Genomic DNA, 19,616 nt, shown 5'->3' with positions numbered 1-19,616 from the left:
CCGGGCGTCGGGGCGCGGGAGGTTCCGACGCCGTTCTCGGCTTCGGAAGGACGATTGCACGTGGAATCGGCGCACGAACAGCGCGACGACGCACGTTCACCAGGAACGGATTCGCCACCACCGGATTCCGACGGTTACACCAAGGCGCTGAGCAGGCGTCAGGTGCAGATGATCGCGATCGGCGGGGCCATCGGGGTCGGGCTGTTCCTCGGGGCGGGCGGCAAGCTCGCCCAGGCGGGACCCTCGCTCGTGTTCGCCTACGCGATCTGCGGTGTCGCGGCGTTCTTCGTGATGAGAGCGCTGGGCGAGTTGGTCCTGCACCGCCCCACGGCGGGCAGCTTCGTCGAGTACGCGCGGGAGTTCATCGGCCCGTGGGCCGGTTTCACCTCCGGCTGGATGTACTGGGTGAACTGGGCGATGACCGGGATCGCCGAGATCACCGCCGTCGCGATCTACGTGCACCGCTGGTTCCCCGATCTTCCGCAGTGGGTGTCCGCCCTGGTCGCCCTCGCATTCCTGGTCGGTGTCAACCTGCTGTCGGTGAAGCTGTTCGGTGAACTGGAGTTCTGGTTCTCCGTCGTGAAGGTGACGGCCATCGTCGTCTTCCTCGTCACCGGAATCGGACTCGTGCTGACGAGTGCGAACATCGGCGGCCACGAGGCCGGTGTGCACAACATCACCGAGCACGGCGGATTCTTTCCCGCCGGAATCGGCGTCGCGCTCATGACGTTGCAGGCGGTGGTCTTCGCCTACTCCGCCATCGAGGTCGTCGGCATCGCGGCGGGGGAGACGCAGAACCCCCGCGAGGTGCTGCCGCGCGCCATCAACGGCGTCGTGTACCGCATCGCCGTGTTCTACGTCGGTTCCGTGCTGCTGCTGACGATGCTCCTGCCGTGGAACGTCTACACCGGCGGCGAGAGCCCGTTCGTCACCGTGTTCTCCGCGCTCGGGATCGGCGGCGTCGGCGACGTCATGAACGCCGTCGTCCTCACCGCCGCGCTGTCGTCCTGCAACTCGGGGCTCTACTCCACCGGCCGCATCCTGCGCGCACTCGCCGACAAGGGCGAGGCCCCCGCGTTCACCGGCCGGATGAGCGCCCGGCACGTGCCCCACGGCGGCATCCTCTTCACGTCCGCCGCCTACCTCGCGGGCGTGGTGCTCAACTACCTCGTGCCGAAGGAGGCGTTCGACATCGCCATCGCGGTCGCGTCGCTGGGCGTGGTGGCGACCTGGGCGACCCTGATCGTGTGCCAGATGCGGTTGCGGCAGGCCGCGCTGCGCGGCGAACTCGTCCGTCCCGCCTACCGGATGCCCGGCGCCCCGTACACGGGGTGGGCGACGCTCGGGTTCCTCGTCCTCGTCGTCGTGCTCATGGCCTTCGCCGGACCGGCCGAGAGGATCGCGTTCTGGTCGATCCCGGTGCTCGCCGTGGTCCTCGCGATCGGCTGGCGCGTGGTGCGGGCGCGGCGGCCGCAGGACGTGCGGACGGGCTGACCTCGGCACCCGGTCCGTCCGCGCACCCCGCCGAGACATAGGCTGGACGCAGTCCCGTTACCGGAGGTGACGAAGTCGTGTCCGCTGCCGCGCCCGTCGTCGGTGTGCTCGCCCTCCAGGGCGACGTCCGCGAGCACCTGCTCGCGCTGGCCGAGTGCGACGTCGTCGCGAGGCCGGTGCGCAGGCCGGAGGACCTGGCGGAGATCGACGGTCTCGTCCTGCCGGGCGGGGAGTCCACGACGATCAGCAGGCTCCTGCACGTCTTCGACCTGCTGGAGCCGCTGCGGGCCCGGCTCGCGGAGGGCATGCCCGCCTACGGGTCGTGCGCCGGGATGATCCTGCTGGCCGACCGGGCGCTCGACGCCCGTCCCGACCAGCACCAGCTCGGCGGACTGGACGTGGTGGTGCGCCGCAACGCCTTCGGCCGTCAGGTCGACTCGTTCGAGGCCGACCTCGACGTGGCCGGTGTGCCGGACGGTCCCGTGCACGCGGTGTTCATCCGCGCGCCGTGGGTCGAGTCGGCCGCCGACGACGTCGAGGTGCTGGCGCGCGTCCCGGAATCCCCGGACGCGGGGGACGCCGCCGGTAGGATCGTCGCGGTTCGGCAGGGGCACGTGCTCGCCACCGCGTTCCACCCGGAGCTCACCGGCGACGGGCGGGTGCACCGCCTCTTCGTGAACATCGTTCGCGAGGCCCTCGGCTGAGCCGGGGGCCCGACAGCTCTTGGATTCGACGGAGGAGAGATGAGCGGCCACTCCAAGTGGGCGACCACCAAGCACAAGAAGGCCGCCATTGACGCCAAGCGGGGCAAGCTCTTCGCTCGGTTGATCAAGAACATCGAGGTGGCCGCCCGAACCGGTGGTGGTGACCCCGACGGCAACCCGACGCTCTACGACGCCATCCAGAAGGCGCGCAAGAACTCCGTGCCGCTGGACAACATCGAGCGCGCCCGCAAGCGCGGCGGCGGCGAGGAGGCGGGCGGCGCCGACTGGCAGACGATCATGTACGAGGGCTACGGCCCGAACGGCGTGGCCGTGCTCGTCGAGTGCCTCACCGACAACCGCAACCGCGCGGCCAGCGAGGTGCGCACGGCGATGAGCCGCAACGGCGGTTCGATGGCCGACCCCGGCTCGGTGTCGTACCTGTTCAACCGCAAGGGCGTCGTCCTCCTGCCCAAGAACGGCCTGTCCGAGGACGACGTCCTCATGGCGGTCCTCGACGCGGGCGCCGAGGAGGTCAACGACCTGGGGGAGAACTTCGAGGTCGTCTCCGAGGCCGGTGACATGGTCGCGGTCCGCACGGCGCTCCAGGACGCGGGGTACGACTACGAGTCCGCCGACTCCAGCTTCCTGCCGTCGGTGACGGTCGAACTGGAGGCCGAGGGCGCCCGCAAGATCTTCAAGCTGATCGACGCGCTGGAGGACTGCGACGACGTGCAGAACGTCTTCGCGAACTTCGACGTGAGCGACGAGGTCATGGCCGAGATCGACTGATCTCGGCCGCAGCAGGGCCAGGAGGAGGAGTCCCGGACGCCGTCCGGGACTCCTCGTTCACCCACCACCACCGCCAGAATGGGAACAGTGTCGAGCGAGGCGTTGAGCCGTCAGGACCAGGAGCTCCGCGCGTGGCTGCTGGAGCAGGCCGAACGGCGCGGGCACGCCGTCGTCGCCGTCCCGCAGGACGCCGAGGGCGCGCCCTACGCGTTCTCCGTGGGGGCGTGGCGCCGCTTCGGCGTGGCCGAGGCGGTCGTCGTCGGCCTGGAGGCGCCGATGGCGGACGTGCTGATCCGCGCGTACGTGGACCGCGCCAGCAAGGGCGAGCGGTTCGTCCCCGGGCAGCTCTACTTCGACTTCTTCGACGGCGTGCCCGTGACCTTCGAGCGGGTCTTCAAGGGCTTCTACCCGGAGTTCCTGGGCAGCGCGTTCCTGCTCCACGGCAAGGGCGACTTCGCGGCCGTGCAGATCGTCGTGCCGACCCCGCAGGGACAGTGGCCGTGGCAGCCGACGGCCCCGCCGGGGTTCGCCGACTGGCAGCTCCTGCTCACCGAGAGCGGTCGCCCGGAGAGCTGGACGCCGGGCGTCGACGGCCCCTGACGCGGGTCAGCGGCCGGGGTCGCGGCCCAGCAGCCCGAGCAGCCGGTCCTGGTCGTCGGCGTCCTCGGGCACCGGCACCGCGTCGCCGAACATCCCGCTGCCGCGCCACGCCTCCACCTGCGGCTCGACCCGGCTCAGCACCGCCGCCGCCAGCGCCGGGTCCACCCGGTCGTCCACGCCGATCCCGCGCGCCAGGTCCCAGGAGTGCACGGTGAGGTCGAGCGTCATCTGCCAGCCGTACTCCTCCGCCGAGATCCGGCCCGAGCTGACGTGCACCTTCCGCAGCAGCGCGTTCGGCGCGGTCCACGACTCGCGTGCCGCGCCCGCGGCCAGCACCCACGCCATCAGCGGGTCGGAGCCCGGGGTGTCGTGGTCGAAGCGGTCGCCGACCTGCTCGACCGTGCACCCGGCGAGCAGTTCGGGGGCCCAGAGCTGCTCGCGCACCAGGTGCTGCACGAGGTCTCCGACCGACCAGTCCGAGCACGGGGTGGGACGCTGCCAGTGCTCCGGGAGCACCTGGCGCACCCGGTGGTCGAACTCGCGCATCGCCTGCCCGTGTGCCTCGACGAGGTCCATGTCCGGAGTTCACCAAAGGTGAGGTCCGGCCGCACTCCGGGCGTGTGCGACGGGCCACCCGGAGGTGTCCGGACCCGCCTCTCCCGCGGCCGAACGGCGCAACCCCGCTTCGGCCTCCCCGGTGTGGTCTGAGAACTCCCCGCGAGGCGGGGGACGGGACGTGCGCCCGACCGGACCGGCCGCAGCGGTGCCCCGCGCGCGTCACCCCGTCGTCCGGGCACCGCTCGTCACCCACACCGGTGGACGAACCGTGTTCGCACGGCGATCACGTCGCTCGTCGGAGATGGTCGGCCGTGCGCGCGTGCGGCTCGTGATTCGCAGCGGCAGGAGGAGGAGTCCTGTGAGCGACTGCGCCGGGAACGCGCACGTCGATCCGAGGTCGTGATCCGCCGGTCGAACCGGAGTCCGGGGACGGAGATCGTCCGGTGCGCCGTCGACGGCGCCACCGCCTCGGCGTTCACGAAGCCGGCAGGCGTCCTTCGCGCCCTTCGGGGATGGCCGAAGCGCCGGGGCTGCCGTGCCGGCCGATCACCGAGGAGCAGGCACATGGCGCAGTTCTTCGTAGAACCTGCGAGCATCACCAGGGCGGCGGAAGCGGGAGCGACGCTGCGACGGGGTTTCGAGGTGAAGTTCGTTCCACAGGGGTCGCTGGTGGCCTCGGTCTCGGGCGGAGACTCCATGATCCGCCTCACCGATCTCATCGCGTACGAACTCCAGCGCAAGGAGTGGACCGACGACGAGCTCGCCGACCTGCCGCCGGACCTGCGGGAGCAGGCACGGCAGGAGGGGTACACGGACAAGGTCGAGGTGGGCAGGGTGTCGGCGGGGGAACCCCTGTTCGTTCACCCCGGCCTGCACGTCCAGGGGATGCTCGAGTTCACAGCCGGCGTCCCCGGACCGCGATCGGTGACCGGCACCCTCGTCGTGGAGTCCTCGGGCGAACGAGTCGACGTTCCACTCGTGTTCGTGATCGGTGGGGTGCGCGTCGAGTTCTTGGTGGACCCGGTGGTGGGTGTGAGGAACGACGAGGTGGCGGTGCCGGTGCGGGTCAGCCTCTCCGGCGGTGCGCCGACGAACGACATCGTTCTCGGTTCTGCCGACCCGTGGATCGACGTACCGGATCACACCGTGAGCGTTCCCGAGTCCGGAAGCGTCACCACGACCCTGCGACTGCAGGTCTGGCAGTTCGCGCCCCTGGGGCCTCTGCCTGCGAACCTGTGGGTCAAGGGCTTCTTCGACCACGTCGAGGTGGTGCCGTACAAGGTGACTGTCGTGGCGTCGGCGCAGAGCGTCGTGGCCTCCCAGCGGATTCAGGAGAAGGTCGCGGTCCTCGGTGAAGGCCCTCCCGGGGCGCGAACGCCTGTTTCCGAGGTCGAAGCGGCGGGCGGGGGAGGGTTCGTCCAGCGGTACACGACGGGAAACGTGTACTGGCACGCGGACACCGGAGCGAAGTGGGTCTACGGCGCCGTGGTGACCAAGTACCTGCAACTGGACGGACCCGCCGGCCTGCTCGGCTTCCCGGTGGCGGACGAGGTGGCCACGGCCGGCGACGGCGGACGGATGAGCGCGTTTCAAGGCGGAAGCATCTACTTCTCGACCCGCAGCGGCGCCTGCGAGGTCCACGGAAAGATTCTCGACCACTGGAGGGCTCGGGGCGCGGAAACGTCCTACCTCGGCTTTCCGACGCTCGACCAGCAGGGGAACATGTCCCGGTTCGAACGGGGCACCGTACAGCTGCAGGACGGTGAGTTCTCCTTCGACGTGTCGGACGCCAGGGACATCAAGACGGGAGTCGTCCACGTCGACGGTGCTGCCGCGAACGGGTGGGCCGAACTCATGGTGAGCAGTACGGGCGGATGGCAGTACAAGGGCAGCATGCGCTCCACCGGGGTGTTGAGCTACGACGTCCTCATGGTCGTGACGATGGATCTCCGACCGTTCGGCGGGCCTGTTCTGACCTTTGCGGAAGACGGTGACGTCGAGGGCACGCTCGTGTTCGGAGGCAATCGCGCCCACACGTGGGACCAGTTCGGGATGGACGACCGCGTCAAGGACAACTTCGAGCTGATCAGAGGTGTGAGGTGGTCGGCCGCGTTCACGGTCGACTTCGGGCCGGGCGATCTGCTCGCGGTGGTGGCCTCCGTCGTGGGTGTGCCACTGGCCGCGATCGCGATGTTTTTCGGCGGCGCCTTCTTCGGTGAGAACGTGAAGGTGTGCGGACGGTACGGCCACATGTACTACGACCCGGTGGCGGGTGAGTCCAGCGAGGAAAGAGGGGTGGTGTTCGTGCCGAAGGGCGAACCCTGCCCTCCGGGGACCTTCTGCTGACGGTCGCCCTCGGGGAGCAGGACTCCGCGCCGGAACCCGAGCTGCGCCGGTGCGGGTGGACCGGAGTGAGCGGTCGAAGTGCCGGGAGGCCCGCCACGGCGGCGGAGCGGCGGGGCTCCCGGCCCTCGCCAGAATGCATCACATCCCCGCCGCCGTGGCAGATCCTCACCCGACGGAGTGGGTGATGTTGCCCGCTCCTCCCGGCACGAGGACGATGATCCGATCAGGCCCGCACGGGCACGCGGGCGGCCCCGCGGATGATGCCCGACGGGCGCATCCGCACCCGTCCGTCGATCCGCAGACGCGGGTAGCGGCGGAACAGGCCGCGCAGCGCGGCGGCGGCCTCCATCCGCGCCAGGTTCGCGCCCAGGCAGTAGTGGATTCCCGCGGAGAACGCCAGGTGCTCGCGGCCGTCCGAGCGGCCGGGGTCGAAGCGCCGGGGCTCGGCGAACACCTCCGGATCGCGGTTGGCGGCGGCCAGCAGCAGCACCACGGGTGTGTCCGGAGCCAGTTCGACGCCCTCCACCTCGACCCGCTCCAGCGGGCTGCGCGCCGTGTACTGGACGGGCGGGTCGAACCGCAGCGTCTCCTCCACGACGGCCTCCGCGTACGCGGGATCGTCCAGGAGCTTCGCCCGCACGTCGTCGTGCGCCATCACGGCTCGCGCGGCGTTGCCGATCAGGTTCACCGTGGTCTCGAACCCGGCCACGAGCAGCAGTTCCGTCGTGGCGATCAGGTCGTCGGCGGCCAGGTCGTCCACGGCGACCAGCGCGCTCACCACGTCGTCGCCGGGCGTGCGCCCGCGCTGCTCCACCAGGTCGGTGAGGAACGCGTCGAACTCGCGCAGCCCCTCGTGCAGCGCCCGCATCTCGCCCGCCGTCCGCACGCCGTCGAGAGCGCCGACCAGCGCCGCGCCCCACCGGGCGAAGCTCGCGTGGTCGGCGTCGGGCACCCCGAGCAGGTCGGTGATCACCCGCACCGGCACCCGCGCGGCGAAGTCGCCGATCAGGTCGAAGGTCGGGCGGTCCCCGATCTCGTCGAGGAACTCCTCCACGACGTGCTCCACGACCGGCGTCTGGCCGCGCAGGGCGCGCGGGGTGAAGAACGGCGCGACGAGCTTGCGCAGCCTCGTGTGCTCCGGCGGGTTGCGCGAGAGGAAGGACTCCTCGACGGGGTTGACCAGCCGGCGGCCGTCGACGTGCACGGTGGAGTCGGCCGGGGACAGCGCGGAGGCCGGGACGGTGCCGAAGCGCTGGTCGCGCACGAGCTGGGAGCAGACCCGGTGGGACGCGGTGATCCGCACGCCGAGCCTGCTGCCCGGCAGCGTGCCGCTCGCGCGCACCCGCTCGTAGACCGGGTACGGGTCGCGCCTGGCGGAGCGGCCGAACAGCTGTGCCGCCGGGTCGCCGAGCAGGGCGTGGGCGCGCACGACGGCGCGGGCGAGCGCGAGCGTGGTCGTGGTCCTGAGGTCCACCATCCCCCCACCGTGGCTCGACGGCGAGCTACTTTCAAGTAGCTTTTCGGGTCGGTCTGCGCGCGTCGAGCCGCGACCGCCACGCGTCGGGTGTCTGCCCGGTGCCCTCCTCGGGCGTGCCGCGCGCGACGTGGCGGTTCCCCGCACCCGCGACCGGGCGCCCGTCGACCTCGGCCTCGAACGCGAGCGTCGGCGAGGTCGAGGCGAGCGAGCGCACCCGCGTCCGGTGCCCGTGATGCGGTCTCAGGTCTGCCGCGGAACCCGATCCTGTGGCGCGGACCGCCGGTCGTGGGGGATCGGCTCCGGAGTGCCGCGCGACCCGGTTACCTTCTCGCGCATGACCACCGCCACGCCGCCGCACCCCCGCGACGGATCGAGCCCGGACGACCGCGAGCCGGAGTGGAGCCGGTGGCGGCGTCCCCCGGCCTCCCCGGCCCAGCGGCGGCAGGACGTCTGGCTCGCCCTCCTGGTGCTGGCGGGCGCCCAGGTGGTGACCCTGCTGGTCAACAGCATGGGCCTGTACCTGTCGAGCGCGTCTCCGTCGCTGGCCGAGCAACTGGCCTGGAGCGCCGCGACCGTCGTGCCGCTGGTGGTGCTGCGGCGCCACCCCCTGACCGTGCTGCTGGTCGTCGGCGCGCTCTTCATCGCCGCACAGGTGCGGCACACCGGGGAGGGCCTCGTGTCCTCCATCGCGCTGTTCCTCGCGATCTACAGCGCGGGCGCGTGGATGCGGGACCGGACGGCCGCCCGGTGGGCGCGGATCGCGGTGATCGTCGCGATGTTCGGCTGGCTCGGGTTCGGGCTCGTCCGCTTCCTCGTGATGCCCGTGCCGGAGGTGTTCGAGAGCGCGACGGGTCCGCTGGACCCGGTGCTCGCCTCCGTGCTCTACAACATCGGGTTCAACCTGCTGTTCTTCCTGTCCGCCTACTTCTTCGGCGACGCGGCGTGGTTGTCGGCGCGCAGGCAGGCCGAGCTGGAGCACCGCGCCGAGCAGTTGCGCCGCTCGCAGGAGCAGAACACCCGCGGCGCGATCGTCGCCGAGCGGGTGCGCATCGCACGGGACCTGCACGACGTGGTGGCGCACCACGTGTCGGTCATGGGCGTCCAGGCGGGTGCCGCCAGGCGGGTGCTCGACCGCGATCTCGACCTGGCGCGCTCCGCGCTGCGGACCGTCGAGGACACCGCGCGCACCGCCATCGGCGAACTGCGCGCCCTGCTGGGCGTCCTGCGCTCGGAGCCGGCCGAGGACGTCCTCGGGGTGGCCGCGGCGGACGGCGAGACGTCGTCGCCGGGGCTGGACCAGCTGCCGGAGCTCGCCGCGATGGCGCGGTCGACCGGGCTGGACGTGCAGCACCGGGTCCACGGCGAGCCCCGGCCGGTGCCGCAGGCCGTGGCGCTGTCGGCGTACCGCGTCGTGCAGGAGGCGCTGACGAACGTCGTGAAGCACGCGGGCGCGCGCCGGGCGGACCTGCGGGTGCGCTTCCTGGAGACCTCGCTGGAGGTCGAGGTGGCCGACGACGGACGCGGTCGGGCAGCCGCGTCCGACCGCAACGGCGGTTTCGGCCTGGTGGGCATGCGGGAACGCGTCGCGGTGCACGGCGGCGAACTGGAAGCAGGACCCCGCCGCGACAGCGGTTACCTCGTCCGTGCGAGGTTCCCGGCATGACGACTCCCCTGCGCGTGGTGCTCGCCGACGACCAGGACCTGGTCCGCGCCGGCTTCCGGGTCATCCTCGGGACGGAGGACGACATCGAGGTCGTCGGCGAGGCCGGGAACGGCCTGGACGCCGTGGAGGTGGTCGGACGGCTGCGGCCCGACGTGGTGCTGATGGACGTCCAGATGCCCGGCGTCGACGGCCTGGAGGCCACCCGGCGCATCCTCGGACCGGCCGGTGCCGACCATCCGGTCAAGGTCGTCATCCTCACCACGTTCGACCACGAGGACTACCTGTTCGAGGCCCTGCGCGCCGGCGCGAGCGGCTTCCTGCTCAAGAACGCCTCGCCGGAGGACCTCGTCGAGTCCGTCCGGGTCGTCGCCAGGGGAGACGCGCTGCTGTCGCCCGAGGTCACCCGCCGCGTCATCGCGCGGTTCACCGCACCGGTGCCGCCCGTGGCGCCGAGCCGACCGGCCGAGCTGACCGACCGCGAGTTCGAGGTGCTGGTCCACCTCGCCCGCGGAGCGAGCAACGCGGAGATCGCCGCCGCGCTGCACCTGGGCGAGACGACCGTGAAGACGCACGTGTCGCGCATCCTGGCCAAGCTGGCGCTGCGCGACCGCACGCACGCCGTCGTGTTCGCCTACGAGCACGGCATCGTCGCGCCGGGCCGGCCGCAGAGGTCCTCCGCGCGGAGGACCCGCGAAGTCGATCTCCGGCCGGACGTGCCGAGACGGCCGGACGTCTAGCGTTCCGACCATGTTGACAGTCACGTCGATCAGCCGGAGCTTCGGCGACCACCAGATCCTCGACGGGGTGTCCTTCGAGGTCCTGCCGGGACGGATGACCGGGTTCCTGGGGGCGAACGGTTCCGGGAAGACGACGACCATGCGGATCGTCCTCGGTGTCCTCGCCGCCCACGCTGGCACGGTCACCTGGCGGGGTTCCCCGATCACGGGCGGGGTGCGGCGGCGGTTCGGGTACATGCCGGAGGAGCGCGGCCTCTACCCGAAGATGGGCGTCGCCGAGCAGATCAGCTGGCTCGGGCAGCTGCACGGACTCGACCAGGCCGCGGCGCGGCGCAACACCGAACGCCTCCTCGACCAGCTCGAACTGGGCCACCGGGCGAAGGACAACCTCGAGGAGCTGTCGCTGGGCAACCAGCAGCGCGCGCAGATCGCCGCGGCGCTGGTGCACGACCCGGTCGTGCTGATCCTCGACGAGCCGTTCTCCGGCCTGGACCCGATCGCGGTGGAGACGGTCCTCGGCGTGCTGCGCGAACGCGCCGCGAACGGTGTGCCGGTGCTGTTCTCCAGCCACCAGCTCTCGGTCGTGGAACGGCTCTGCGACGACGTGGTCATCATCTCCGGCGGCCGGATCGCCGCCAGCGGCGCGCGGGACGAGCTGCGCGCCCGCTACGGCACCCGGCGCTTCGAACTGGTCGTGGCCTCCGACGCCGGGTGGGTGCGCGACGTGCCCGGCGTCCGGGTCGTCGACGTCGACGGCCCGCGCGCCGTGTTCGAGTTGGACGGTCCCGACGACGCCGACCAGGTCGTCCTGGAGGCCGCTCTGCGCCGGGGTTCCGTCCGCAGCTTCACCCCCGTCGTGCCCACGCTCGACGAGATCTTCATGGAGGCGATCTGATGACCACCGCGGCGAAGCAGGACGACCGGGCGAGGGACCTCGTCTCCGCCACCCGGCTGGTCGCCGAGCGCGAGGTGAAGTCCTTCCTGCGCACCAAGGCGTTCTGGATCGGCCTCGGGATGATCGTGGTGGGTCTCTTCGCGTCGTCGATCCTGCCCGCCGTGCTCGGCGGCGGGCAGACGAAGGTCGTCACGGTCGGCGCGCAGGCCGCCGAGGCGCTGACGGGCGCGGACCTGGAGATCAGCTCGGTGGGCGACCTCGCCGCCGCGCAGGAGCTGGTCCGGTCGGAGGAGGTGGAGGCGGCGGTCGTGCCGGACACCAGCGGCGAGTCGGCCACCGGTGTGCGCGTGGTCGCGCTCACCGACCCGCCCACCGACGTCGTGGCCGCGCTGCGCACCGCGCCGCCGGTCGACCTGCTCGACCCCTCGGAGGTGGGCGGGGGACAGCGGCAGCTGGTGATCGTGGTGTTCGCCCTGACGTTCCTGGTGTTCGGGATGGGCGGCACGGCCATCGCGCAGAGCACCGTCACCGAGAAGCAGACCAGGATCGTGGAGATCCTGGTGGCGACGGTCCCGGTGCGGGCCCTCCTCGCCGGCAAGATCGTCGGACACACGCTGCTGACGCTCGGTCAGGTGCTGGTCCTCGCGGTGGTGACGCCCGTCGCGCTGCGGCTGGGCGGGCACTCGGAACTGCTCGCCCTGGTCGCGCCCGCGCTGGCCTGGTTCGTGCCGTTCCTCGTGCTGGGCTTCGTGCTGCTGGCCGCGATGTGGGCGGTCGCCGGGGCCGTCGTCAGCCGGCAGGAGGACCTGGGCTCCAGCATGGGCCTGGTGATGATGCTGGTCATCGGGCCCTACTTCGGCGTGATGTTCTTCTCCGACGACGCCACCGCGCTCGCCGTGCTGTCGTTCGTGCCGTTCTCGTCGGCCATCGCCATGCCGGTCCGGCTGTTCGAGGGGCAGGCGGCTGCCTGGGAGGCGCTGGTGGCGATGGGGCTGCTGGCCGCGACGGTCGTCCTGATCGTGCTGCTGGCGAGCAGGCTGTACTCCCGGTCGCTGCTGCACACCGGCGGCAAGCTCGCCCTGGCGAAGGCGTGGACGCGGGAGGACTGAGCGGAACCGGGCGGGTGCGCGCGCACCCGCCCGGCCCCCGGCTGCCGCGGATTCACCCGGAGGGCTGGTCGTTGTCCTTCATCGCGCCCCAGCCGTGCCAGCGGTCGACCTCGACCTCGGCGGTGACGCGGGTGTTGACCCGGTCCGCGTAGGGCTTGCCGGTGTAGTGCTCGGAGATGCGGTCGATGTCCTTCCGGTCCCCGTCCTCGTACATCTCCACGACGCGGCCGACGAGGGTGACGTGCGTGTACCAGTCGCCCTCGGCGAGGACGGTGAAGGTCACCCGCGGGTCGCGGCGCAGGTGCTTCAGCCGCACGCGGGCCTCGTCCAGGCTGATCACCACCCGGCCGTCCTCCCAGAGGTACCAGGTGGCGGTCGACACCGGTGTGCCGTCCGAGCGCAGGGTGGCCATGACGCAGGGGTTGGGGCGGCGCAGCAGGGCGTCGGCCTCTGGCGGCAGCGGGGGCGTGGACATCGGTGCTCCTCGGATCTCGGTGGACGCTCTCGCCGGCGCCGGTGCGACGACGGCCGGGTACGAGACGGGTGTACCCGCCGGAGAGCCGCGAACGCATCCGGAGTTCCCCGCGCCGCCCCACCGGGAACGGCGCACGGCCGCGCGACCGGTCCGGGCGGCGGCGCACCCGGCGGCCGAGGCGATCAGCTGGCCCACCGCCACGACGAGGACCGCCACCGCGGCGCCGGAGGACACCACCAGCGGGCCGCCCGCCGCCGCCCCGACGGAGAACGCGCCGATCTTCAGGCTCGCGCCGGTCGTCGAGACCTGCCCCAGCAGGTCGGCGGGCGAGTACAGCCGGCGCGCGGTGATGATCGACGTCAGCACCGGGCCCTGGACGAGACCGGCGAGCGCGGCGAGGGCCAGCAGCGCCGGCACGCTCCCGGCCAGCGGCCACGTCGCCAGCACCAGGCCGTGCAGCGCCGTGGCGACGAACACGACGTGCTCGGGTGCCCAGCGCGGCAGGTGGCGGCGCACCAGCAGGAGCCCGGTGACGCAGCCCGCCTCGAACGCCGTCCACACCAGCCCGGCCGCACCCCCGTCCGCGCCCAGCTCGCCCACCCGGACCGGCAGCGCCGTCACGAGCACGCCCGTCGAGCCGAAGCCGAGCACCGTCGTCAGCGTCCCGCCGCGCAGCGGGGGACCGGACACCAGGTGCGCGAGCCCGCGGCGCACCGCGGTGGCCAGGCGCGGCGGTACGGCTGACCCGTCGCGGGGCGCGGGACGCAGCACCGCGGCGCACGCGCCGCCGGCCCCGGCGAGCAGGGCGATCACGAGCACCGCGGCGTCCTCACCGGCCGTGACCGCGAGCGCGCCGGCGAGCGCGGGACCGCCGATCGCGGCGACGCCGAACAGCAGCGCGTCCGCGTCGGTCGCACGGGTCACGTCGGTCGCGGGCACCAGCCGGGGGACCAGGCCGCTGAAGCCGCCGCTCGTCACCGGCAGCGTGACGCCCGTGAGCGCGGCCAGCCCCAGCACGACGGCCACCGGCGCGCGGCCGATCGCCCACCACAGTCCGACCGCGACCGCCGCCAGCAGGAACTGGTTGCCCGCCAGCACGGCCGCCGGACGCCGGGCGCGGTCGAGCCACGCGCCGAGCAGCGGCCCGGACAGCACGGACGGCAGCGTGTACGCCGCGACCACCGCACCGGCCAGCGCGAGGTCGGACGTGCGGGCGTGCACCAGCAGCACGACCGCGACGGCCACCACCTCGTCGGCCAGCCGCGCGGCACCGGCCGCGGCGAGGTAGGTCCGGAGCATCCTCTCGGCGCTCCCCCGGGTCAGCTCGACCTGCGGTGGCGGCGCACCGTCTCCTCCACCAGGTCCAGCACCGGGGTCAGGTGCGCGCCGGGCAGACCCATGGCCAGGTGCGACACCAGGCCCTCCAGCACCAGTTCCAGGAAGTTCGTCAGCACGTCGACGTCCACGTCGTCGCGCAGGTTGCCCGCCTCGCGCTGGCGCAGCAGGCGCTGCCGGGTCGCGGTGGTCAACTGCTGGGAGCGCTGCGCCCACCGCCCGCGGAACTCGGGGTCGGTGCGCAGCCGCCGGGTGACCTCCAGCCTGGTGCCCAGCCAGTCGGCCGGGTGGTCGGCGCCCTCGGGGCGGGGCGCCAGCAGGTCCCGCATGACCTGCACGAGTCCCTGCTCGGCGACGACGTCGGCCATGTGCAGCGCCTCGTCCTCGGCCAGGGCGAGGAACAGCGACTCCTTGTCCCGGAAGTGGTGGAAGATGGCCCCGCGGGAGAGTCCGATCGCCTCCTCCAGGCGGCGCACGGTCGCCCCCTCGTAGCCGTGGCGCGCGAAGCACGAGCGTGCGCCGTCGAGGATCTGGCGCCGCCGCGCGTCGAGGTGGTCCTGACTGACCTTGGGCACGGCAGAATGGTCGCAGCCGCCGCCCCGAAGGTCCAATCAGTACGTACGGTTTGCGTGCGCGGCTCCCCGTGATCCTTTGGGGTGGATGTGCTCCTCCGGGCTCGAAATCCCTGCTCACCGGGCATACCGTGTCCATCGTGGACGCGACCGAGCACGCGCTGGCGAAGCTCACCGCCGGGTTGGACTGGCCGGTCAGCAGGATGTCGCGCGCCTCGGACGCGGTCGACCTCGTGCGCGTGCTGCACCAGGCGAGCGCTCCCGACCTGATCGCCCTCCTCGTCCACCACGACGTCCACCGCGACGACGACGGCGAACGTCCCGCTGTTCCCTGATCCGGCGGGCCCCGGCAGTCGTCGGCCCGTGCTTCTGTCGGTACCCGCGTGTAGCGTCGAAATCCGGAACGTCATCACGGGGAGTGTCAGAATTGACTGCTGTGCGTGACTACTCTGCGCCGGGGCCCGCTCCCGCGGTCTTCGCGAACCGTGCGGAGGCGGAGGCGTACGTCGCCTCCGTGTGCTTCAAGCACGGCCCTCCGCGCTACGTCGGCGTCGAGATGGAGTGGACCGTCCACCACCGGGACGATCCCGCCGGCCAGCTCGACGCGGCGACCCTGGCCTCGGCACTGGGCGATCACGCCCCACCCACCCTGGTACCGGACAGTCCTCAGCGGCCACTGCCCAGCGGCACCCCGCTGACCGTGGAACCCGGTGGCCAGGTCGAGATCTCCACCCCGCCCAGCACCTCGCTCTCCGAGCTGCTGACGGTCGTGGCGGACGACGTCTCCGCCCTCACAGACCTCCTCGCCGCCGCCGGCCTCGTGCTCGGCGAGCGCGGCGCGGACCCGCACCGGCCGCCGCACCGGGTCCTCCAGGTACCGCGCTACGCCGCGATGGAGCACGCCTTCGCCCCGCTGGGGCCCGAGGGCATCACGATGATGTGCAGCACCGCCGGCCTTCAGGTGTGCCTCGACCTGGGCGAACGAGTCGACCTGCACGCGCGCTGGGCCGCCGTGCACGCCCTGGGGCCCGTGCTGATCGCGCTGTTCGCGAACTCGCCCGGCGTCGGCGGCAGGCGTCCGGAGTGGGCGTCGGCCAGGATGCGCGCCCTCTACGGCACCGATCCCGTCCGGACCCGGCCCGCCGCGGTGTCGGCCGACCCCGCCGGGTCCTGGGCGAGGAGGGTCCTGGACACGCCGGTGATCGTGCTGCGCCGACCGGGCGGCTCCTGGATCCCGCCGCGCTCGTTCACCTTCGCCGAGTGGATCGACGGGGCGTTCGACCGGCGTCCCACGAACGACGACCTCGACTACCACCTCTCCACGATGTTCCCGCCGGTGCGCCCGCGCGGGTACCTGGAGGTGCGTTACCTCGACACCCCGCGACCCGGTGACTGGATCACACCGGTGGCCCTGATGACGGCCCTGTTCAGCTGTCCGTCGGTGGTCGACGAGGTGCTGGACGCGACCGAGCGGGCGACGGGCCGGTGGCTGACCGCCGCCCGCCACGGCCTGAGCGACACCCGCGTCGCCGAGGCCGCGCACCGCGTCGTGGAGGTGGGCTGCCGAGCGCTCGGCAGCACCGGACTGCCGTCCGACCAGACCTCGGTGATCGCCGAGGAGCTGCACCGCGCACTCGCCGAGCCCTCCGGAGGTGTCCGACCGTGACCACGTCCCAGAGCCAGCCGCAGACCGCCGAGACGCGGACGGCACGCCAGCCCTCGACCGAGCAGCTCCGCGACCGGGTCGCCCGCGAGCTGGAGCGCGCCCGCGCCCGCACCACCGCGCTCACCGACGCCGTCGACGACCACGACCTGACCCGTCAGCACTCCAGGCTCATGTCGCCGCTGGTGTGGGACCTCGCCCACATCGGCAACCAGGAGGAGCTGTGGCTCGTCCGCGACGTCGGCGGACGCGAGCCCGTGCGCACCGACGTGGACGAGCTGTACGACGCGTTCAAGCACGCCCGGTCCGTCCGTCCCGAGCTGCCGCTGCTGGCTCCCGGTGAGGCGCGCGGCTACGTGAGCGAGGTCCGGAACAAGGTCTTCGACGTGCTGGAGCGCACCCCGCTGGAGGGGCGCAGGCTCGTCGACAACGCCTTCGCCTTCGGCATGATCGTGCAGCACGAGCAGCAGCACGACGAGACGATGCTCGCCACCCACCAGCTGCGCACCGGCGACCCGGTGCTGCACGCTCCCGCGCCACCGGCGGCCCCGGCCGGGATGCTGCCCGCCGAGGTGCTCGTGCCGGGCGGACCGTTCGTCATGGGCACGTCCACCGAGGCGTGGGCGCTGGACAACGAGCGCCCCGGCCACACCGCCCACACCGAGCCCTTCTTCCTCGACACGACCCCGGTGACCAACGCGGAGTACGCGGCGTTCGTCGAGGCCGGCGGGTACGACGAGGAGCGCTGGTGGAGCGGGGCGGGCTGGGCGCACCGCGTGTCGGCGTCGCTCGTCGCGCCGCGCTTCTGGCAGCGGGACGGCTCGGGCTGGGCGCGCACCGCGTTCGGCCGGACCGAGCCGCTGCACCCGGCGCAACCGGTCGTGCACGTCTGCTTCTACGAGGCCGAGGCGTACGCCCGCTGGGCGGGCAAGCGGTTGCCCACCGAGGCGGAGTGGGAGAAGGCGGCCCGCTTCGACCCGGCCACGGGCCTGTCGCGGCGCTACCCGTGGGGCGAGGAGGAGCCCGCCGAGCAGCACGCCAACCTCGGTCAGCGGCACCTGAGCCCCGCGCCGGTCGGCGCGTACCCGGCGGGCGCCTCCGCGCTGGGCGTGCACCAGCTCGTGGGTGACGTGTGGGAGTGGACCAGCACGGACCTCCACCCGTACCCCGGCTTCGAGGCGTTCCCGTACCGCGAGTACTCCGAGGTGTTCTTCGGCCCCGCGCACAAGGTGCTGCGCGGCGGATCGTTCGGGACCGACCCGTCCGCCGTGCGGGCGACGTTCCGCAACTGGGACCTCCCGGTCCGGCGGCAGATCTTCGCCGGGTTCCGCTGCGCCCGCGACGCGAAGCCGGGAGAGCTGAGCTGAGTGTGCCGCCACCTGGGGTACCTCGGCCCCGCCGTGCCCGTCGCCGCACTGCTCTACGACGAGCCGCACTCGCTGGTGCGGCAGTCGTGGGCGCCGCGGGACATGCGCCGCGGCGGGACCGTCAACGTCGACGGCTTCGGCGTCGGGTGGTTCCCGGCGCCGGGTGAGGCGCCCGTCCGCTACCGCAGGGCGGGCCCGATCTGGGCCGACGAGAACCTGCACGCCGTGACGCGGGCCAGCCGGTCCGGCGCGGTGCTCGCCGCCGTGCGCTCCGGCACCGTCGGGACGCCCGTCGTGGACACGGCCTGCGCGCCGTTCACCGACGGCCGCTGGCTGTTCAGCCACAACGGCGTCGTGCGCGGCTGGCCGGACTCGGTGGCCGGGGTGGCCGCGTCCCTGCCCGTGACCGACCTGCTCACCCTGGACGCGCCCACCGACTCGGCGCTGCTGTGGGCGCTGCTGCGGCACCGCCTCGCCCGCGGTGAGGACCCGGCGGACGCCGTCGCCGCCGTCGTGACCGCCGTGGAGGAGGCCGCGCCCGGCTCGCGGCTGAACCTGCTGCTGACCGACGGCACGGTCCTGGTCGGCACCGCGTGGACGCACGCGCTGCACCTGCTGCACACCGGGGACTCGGCGCTCCTCGCCTCCGAGCCCCACGACACCGACGAGCGCTGGCGGGAGGTCCCCGACCGCCACCTCGTGCTCGCGACGGCGTCCGGGGCCGACGTCCTCCCGCTGGCCCGACCCGAGTGAACCTCCCCGTTCCACCGCCACCGAGAACAGGACGACGATGACCGAGACCGTGGTCGACGTGCACCTCACCGCCGCCGACGCCGCGCAGTCGCTGCGCGCCGACGTGCGCGCGGGACTCACCGCGTCGCCGAAGTGGCTGTCCCCGAAGTACTTCTACGACGCCAGGGGCAGCAGGCTGTTCGAGGACATCACCAGGTTGCCCGAGTACTACCCGACCCGCGCCGAGCGCGAGGTGCTCGCCGAGCGCGCCGTCGAGATCGCCGTCACCACGGGAGCCCGCCGCCTCGTGGAGCTGGGTTCCGGCTCGTCGGAGAAGACCAGGCTGCTGCTGACGGCGCTGACGTCGGCGGGCACGCTGCGGGAGTTCGTGCCGCTGGACGTGTCGGCCTCGGCGCTGCGGGAGGCGGCGGCGTCCGTCGTGGCGGACTACCCCGGTCTGACCGTGCACGGCGTGGTCGGCGACTTCACCCAGCACCTCGGGCTGCTCCCGCCGTCGGACTCGCGGCTCGTCGCGTTCCTCGGCGGAACCGTCGGCAACCTGATCCCCGAGGAGCGGGAGAAGTTCCTGCGCTCGGTGCGCGACGTGCTCGGCACCGGGGAGTGGCTGCTGCTGGGCACCGACCTGGTCAAGGCGCCGGACGTCCTGGTTCGCGCCTACGACGACGCGCGGGGCGTGACCGCGGAGTTCAACCGCAACGTCCTGCTGGTGCTCAACCGGGAGCTGGACGGGAACTTCGACGTCGACGACTTCGCGCACGTCGCCCGGTGGAACGCCGAGCAGGAGTGGATCGAGATGCGGCTGCGGGCCCGGCGGCCGGTCCGCGCGCGACTCGGTGCGCTGGACCTGGACGTCGAGTTCGCCGAGGGGGAGGAACTGCGCACCGAGGTGTCGGCGAAGTTCCGCCGCGACCGCGTGGAGTCCGAGCTCCGGGCCGCCGGGTTCGAGCTGCACCGCTGGTGGACGGACTCGCGACAGCGCTTCGCGGTGTCGCTGGCCCGCGCCGCCGGCTGATCCGCGCGCCGGAATTCCCTCCGATCTGCGGTGTCGCCGACGCCGCGCGCGTGGAAGCTTCGCTCTC

18 protein-coding genes are annotated in these 19,616 nt (G+C 72.7%); 14 read left to right on the top strand and 4 right to left on the bottom strand.

Features of this window, described 5'->3' with window-relative positions:
* The first annotated feature begins 162 nt into the window (after nucleotides 1–162).
* The 4 genes from IMZ35_RS07215 to IMZ35_RS07200 all read left to right on the top strand — a co-directional run bounded on the left by IMZ35_RS07215 (nucleotide 163) and on the right by IMZ35_RS07200 (nucleotide 3,587).
* Entirely contained in the window at nucleotides 163–1,494 is a 1,332-nt protein-coding gene (locus tag IMZ35_RS07215) for an amino acid permease (protein ID WP_368857011.1), read from the top strand.
* Between the two features lie 77 nt (nucleotides 1,495–1,571).
* On the top strand, nucleotides 1,572–2,198 hold the full coding sequence (pdxT, locus tag IMZ35_RS07210; protein WP_199440111.1) for a pyridoxal 5'-phosphate synthase glutaminase subunit PdxT: 627 nt from the start codon (nucleotides 1,572–1,574) through the stop codon (nucleotides 2,196–2,198).
* 39 nt (nucleotides 2,199–2,237) lie between these two features.
* Nucleotides 2,238–2,987 (top strand): YebC/PmpR family DNA-binding transcriptional regulator, encoded by a 750-nt coding sequence (locus IMZ35_RS07205; RefSeq protein ID WP_199440110.1) that lies wholly within the window; start codon nucleotides 2,238–2,240, stop codon nucleotides 2,985–2,987.
* Nucleotides 2,988–3,065: 78 nt separating this feature from the next.
* Complete coding sequence (locus tag IMZ35_RS07200; protein WP_199440109.1) at nucleotides 3,066–3,587, top strand: DUF4262 domain-containing protein; 522 nt, start codon at nucleotides 3,066–3,068, stop codon at nucleotides 3,585–3,587.
* Nucleotides 3,588–3,593: 6 nt separating this feature from the next.
* Here IMZ35_RS07200 and IMZ35_RS07195 read toward each other — a convergent pair whose 3' ends face one another.
* On the bottom strand, nucleotides 3,594–4,163 hold the full coding sequence (locus IMZ35_RS07195) for a TIGR03086 family metal-binding protein (protein WP_199440108.1): 570 nt from the start codon (nucleotides 4,161–4,163) through the stop codon (nucleotides 3,594–3,596).
* 546 nt (nucleotides 4,164–4,709) lie between these two features.
* Here IMZ35_RS07195 and IMZ35_RS07190 point away from each other — a divergent pair.
* Nucleotides 4,710–6,491 (top strand): LGFP repeat-containing protein, encoded by a 1,782-nt coding sequence (locus tag IMZ35_RS07190; RefSeq protein WP_199440107.1) that lies wholly within the window; start codon nucleotides 4,710–4,712, stop codon nucleotides 6,489–6,491.
* Between the two features lie 223 nt (nucleotides 6,492–6,714).
* Here the strand turns inward: IMZ35_RS07190 and IMZ35_RS07185 are convergent, their stop codons facing one another.
* Nucleotides 6,715–7,968 carry a cytochrome P450 gene (locus tag IMZ35_RS07185; protein ID WP_199440106.1) on the bottom strand — a complete coding sequence of 418 codons (1,254 nt, stop codon included), beginning with the start codon at nucleotides 7,966–7,968 and terminating at the stop codon, nucleotides 6,715–6,717.
* 334 nt (nucleotides 7,969–8,302) lie between these two features.
* Between IMZ35_RS07185 and IMZ35_RS07180 the strand changes: the two genes are divergently transcribed.
* From IMZ35_RS07180 to IMZ35_RS07165, 4 genes are read left to right on the top strand one after another with little or no spacing between them, the layout of a single operon-like run.
* Nucleotides 8,303–9,631, top strand: a complete 1,329-nt coding sequence (locus IMZ35_RS07180; RefSeq protein WP_199440105.1) for a sensor histidine kinase — start codon at nucleotides 8,303–8,305, stop codon at nucleotides 9,629–9,631.
* Entirely contained in the window at nucleotides 9,628–10,368 is a 741-nt protein-coding gene (locus tag IMZ35_RS07175; RefSeq protein ID WP_199440104.1) for a response regulator, read from the top strand. The genes IMZ35_RS07180 and IMZ35_RS07175 overlap by 4 nt, the downstream gene beginning before the upstream one ends.
* Nucleotides 10,369–10,378: 10 nt before the next feature.
* The gene (locus IMZ35_RS07170) at nucleotides 10,379–11,263 is read left to right on the top strand and encodes an ABC transporter ATP-binding protein (RefSeq protein WP_199440103.1); all 885 of its coding nucleotides are present in this window, start codon (nucleotides 10,379–10,381) and stop codon (nucleotides 11,261–11,263) included.
* A complete protein-coding gene (locus IMZ35_RS07165; protein WP_199440102.1) occupies nucleotides 11,263–12,372 on the top strand; it encodes an ABC transporter permease in 1,110 nt (369 codons plus the stop codon). The genes IMZ35_RS07170 and IMZ35_RS07165 overlap by 1 nt, the downstream gene beginning before the upstream one ends.
* Before the next feature lie 52 nt (nucleotides 12,373–12,424).
* Here the strand turns inward: IMZ35_RS07165 and IMZ35_RS30460 are convergent, their stop codons facing one another.
* Together IMZ35_RS30460 and IMZ35_RS07155 are read right to left on the bottom strand one after the other, a co-directional pair.
* Entirely contained in the window at nucleotides 12,425–14,146 is a 1,722-nt protein-coding gene (locus IMZ35_RS30460; protein ID WP_229370881.1) for a TIGR03618 family F420-dependent PPOX class oxidoreductase, read from the bottom strand.
* A 20-nt stretch (nucleotides 14,147–14,166) separates the two neighbouring features.
* Nucleotides 14,167–14,757 (bottom strand): TetR/AcrR family transcriptional regulator, encoded by a 591-nt coding sequence (locus IMZ35_RS07155; protein WP_199440101.1) that lies wholly within the window; start codon nucleotides 14,755–14,757, stop codon nucleotides 14,167–14,169.
* 137 nt (nucleotides 14,758–14,894) lie between these two features.
* Here IMZ35_RS07155 and IMZ35_RS30455 point away from each other — a divergent pair, with 137 nt between their 5' ends.
* The 5 genes from IMZ35_RS30455 to egtD all read left to right on the top strand — a co-directional run bounded on the left by IMZ35_RS30455 (nucleotide 14,895) and on the right by egtD (nucleotide 19,549).
* The gene (locus IMZ35_RS30455) at nucleotides 14,895–15,089 is read left to right on the top strand and encodes a hypothetical protein (protein ID WP_229370876.1); all 195 of its coding nucleotides are present in this window, start codon (nucleotides 14,895–14,897) and stop codon (nucleotides 15,087–15,089) included.
* A gap of 92 nt (nucleotides 15,090–15,181) precedes the next feature.
* Entirely contained in the window at nucleotides 15,182–16,420 is a 1,239-nt protein-coding gene (locus IMZ35_RS07150) for a glutamate-cysteine ligase family protein (RefSeq protein ID WP_229370874.1), read from the top strand.
* Entirely contained in the window at nucleotides 16,417–17,784 is a 1,368-nt protein-coding gene (gene egtB / locus IMZ35_RS07145; RefSeq protein ID WP_199440099.1) for an ergothioneine biosynthesis protein EgtB, read from the top strand. Before IMZ35_RS07150 ends, egtB begins: the two co-directional genes overlap by 4 nt.
* Nucleotides 17,785–18,537, top strand: a complete 753-nt coding sequence (gene egtC, locus IMZ35_RS07140; RefSeq protein ID WP_199440098.1) for an ergothioneine biosynthesis protein EgtC — start codon at nucleotides 17,785–17,787, stop codon at nucleotides 18,535–18,537.
* Between the two features lie 37 nt (nucleotides 18,538–18,574).
* A complete protein-coding gene (egtD, locus tag IMZ35_RS07135) occupies nucleotides 18,575–19,549 on the top strand; it encodes an L-histidine N(alpha)-methyltransferase (RefSeq protein WP_199440097.1) in 975 nt (324 codons plus the stop codon).
* The last annotated feature ends 67 nt before the right edge of the window (nucleotides 19,550–19,616 follow it).

This window comes from Umezawaea beigongshangensis (genome assembly GCF_016464305.1).
In the GTDB taxonomy this organism is placed as follows: Bacteria; Actinomycetota; Actinomycetes; order Mycobacteriales; family Pseudonocardiaceae; genus Umezawaea_A; species Umezawaea_A beigongshangensis.
This window is presented reverse-complemented; position numbering and strand designations above follow the sequence as displayed.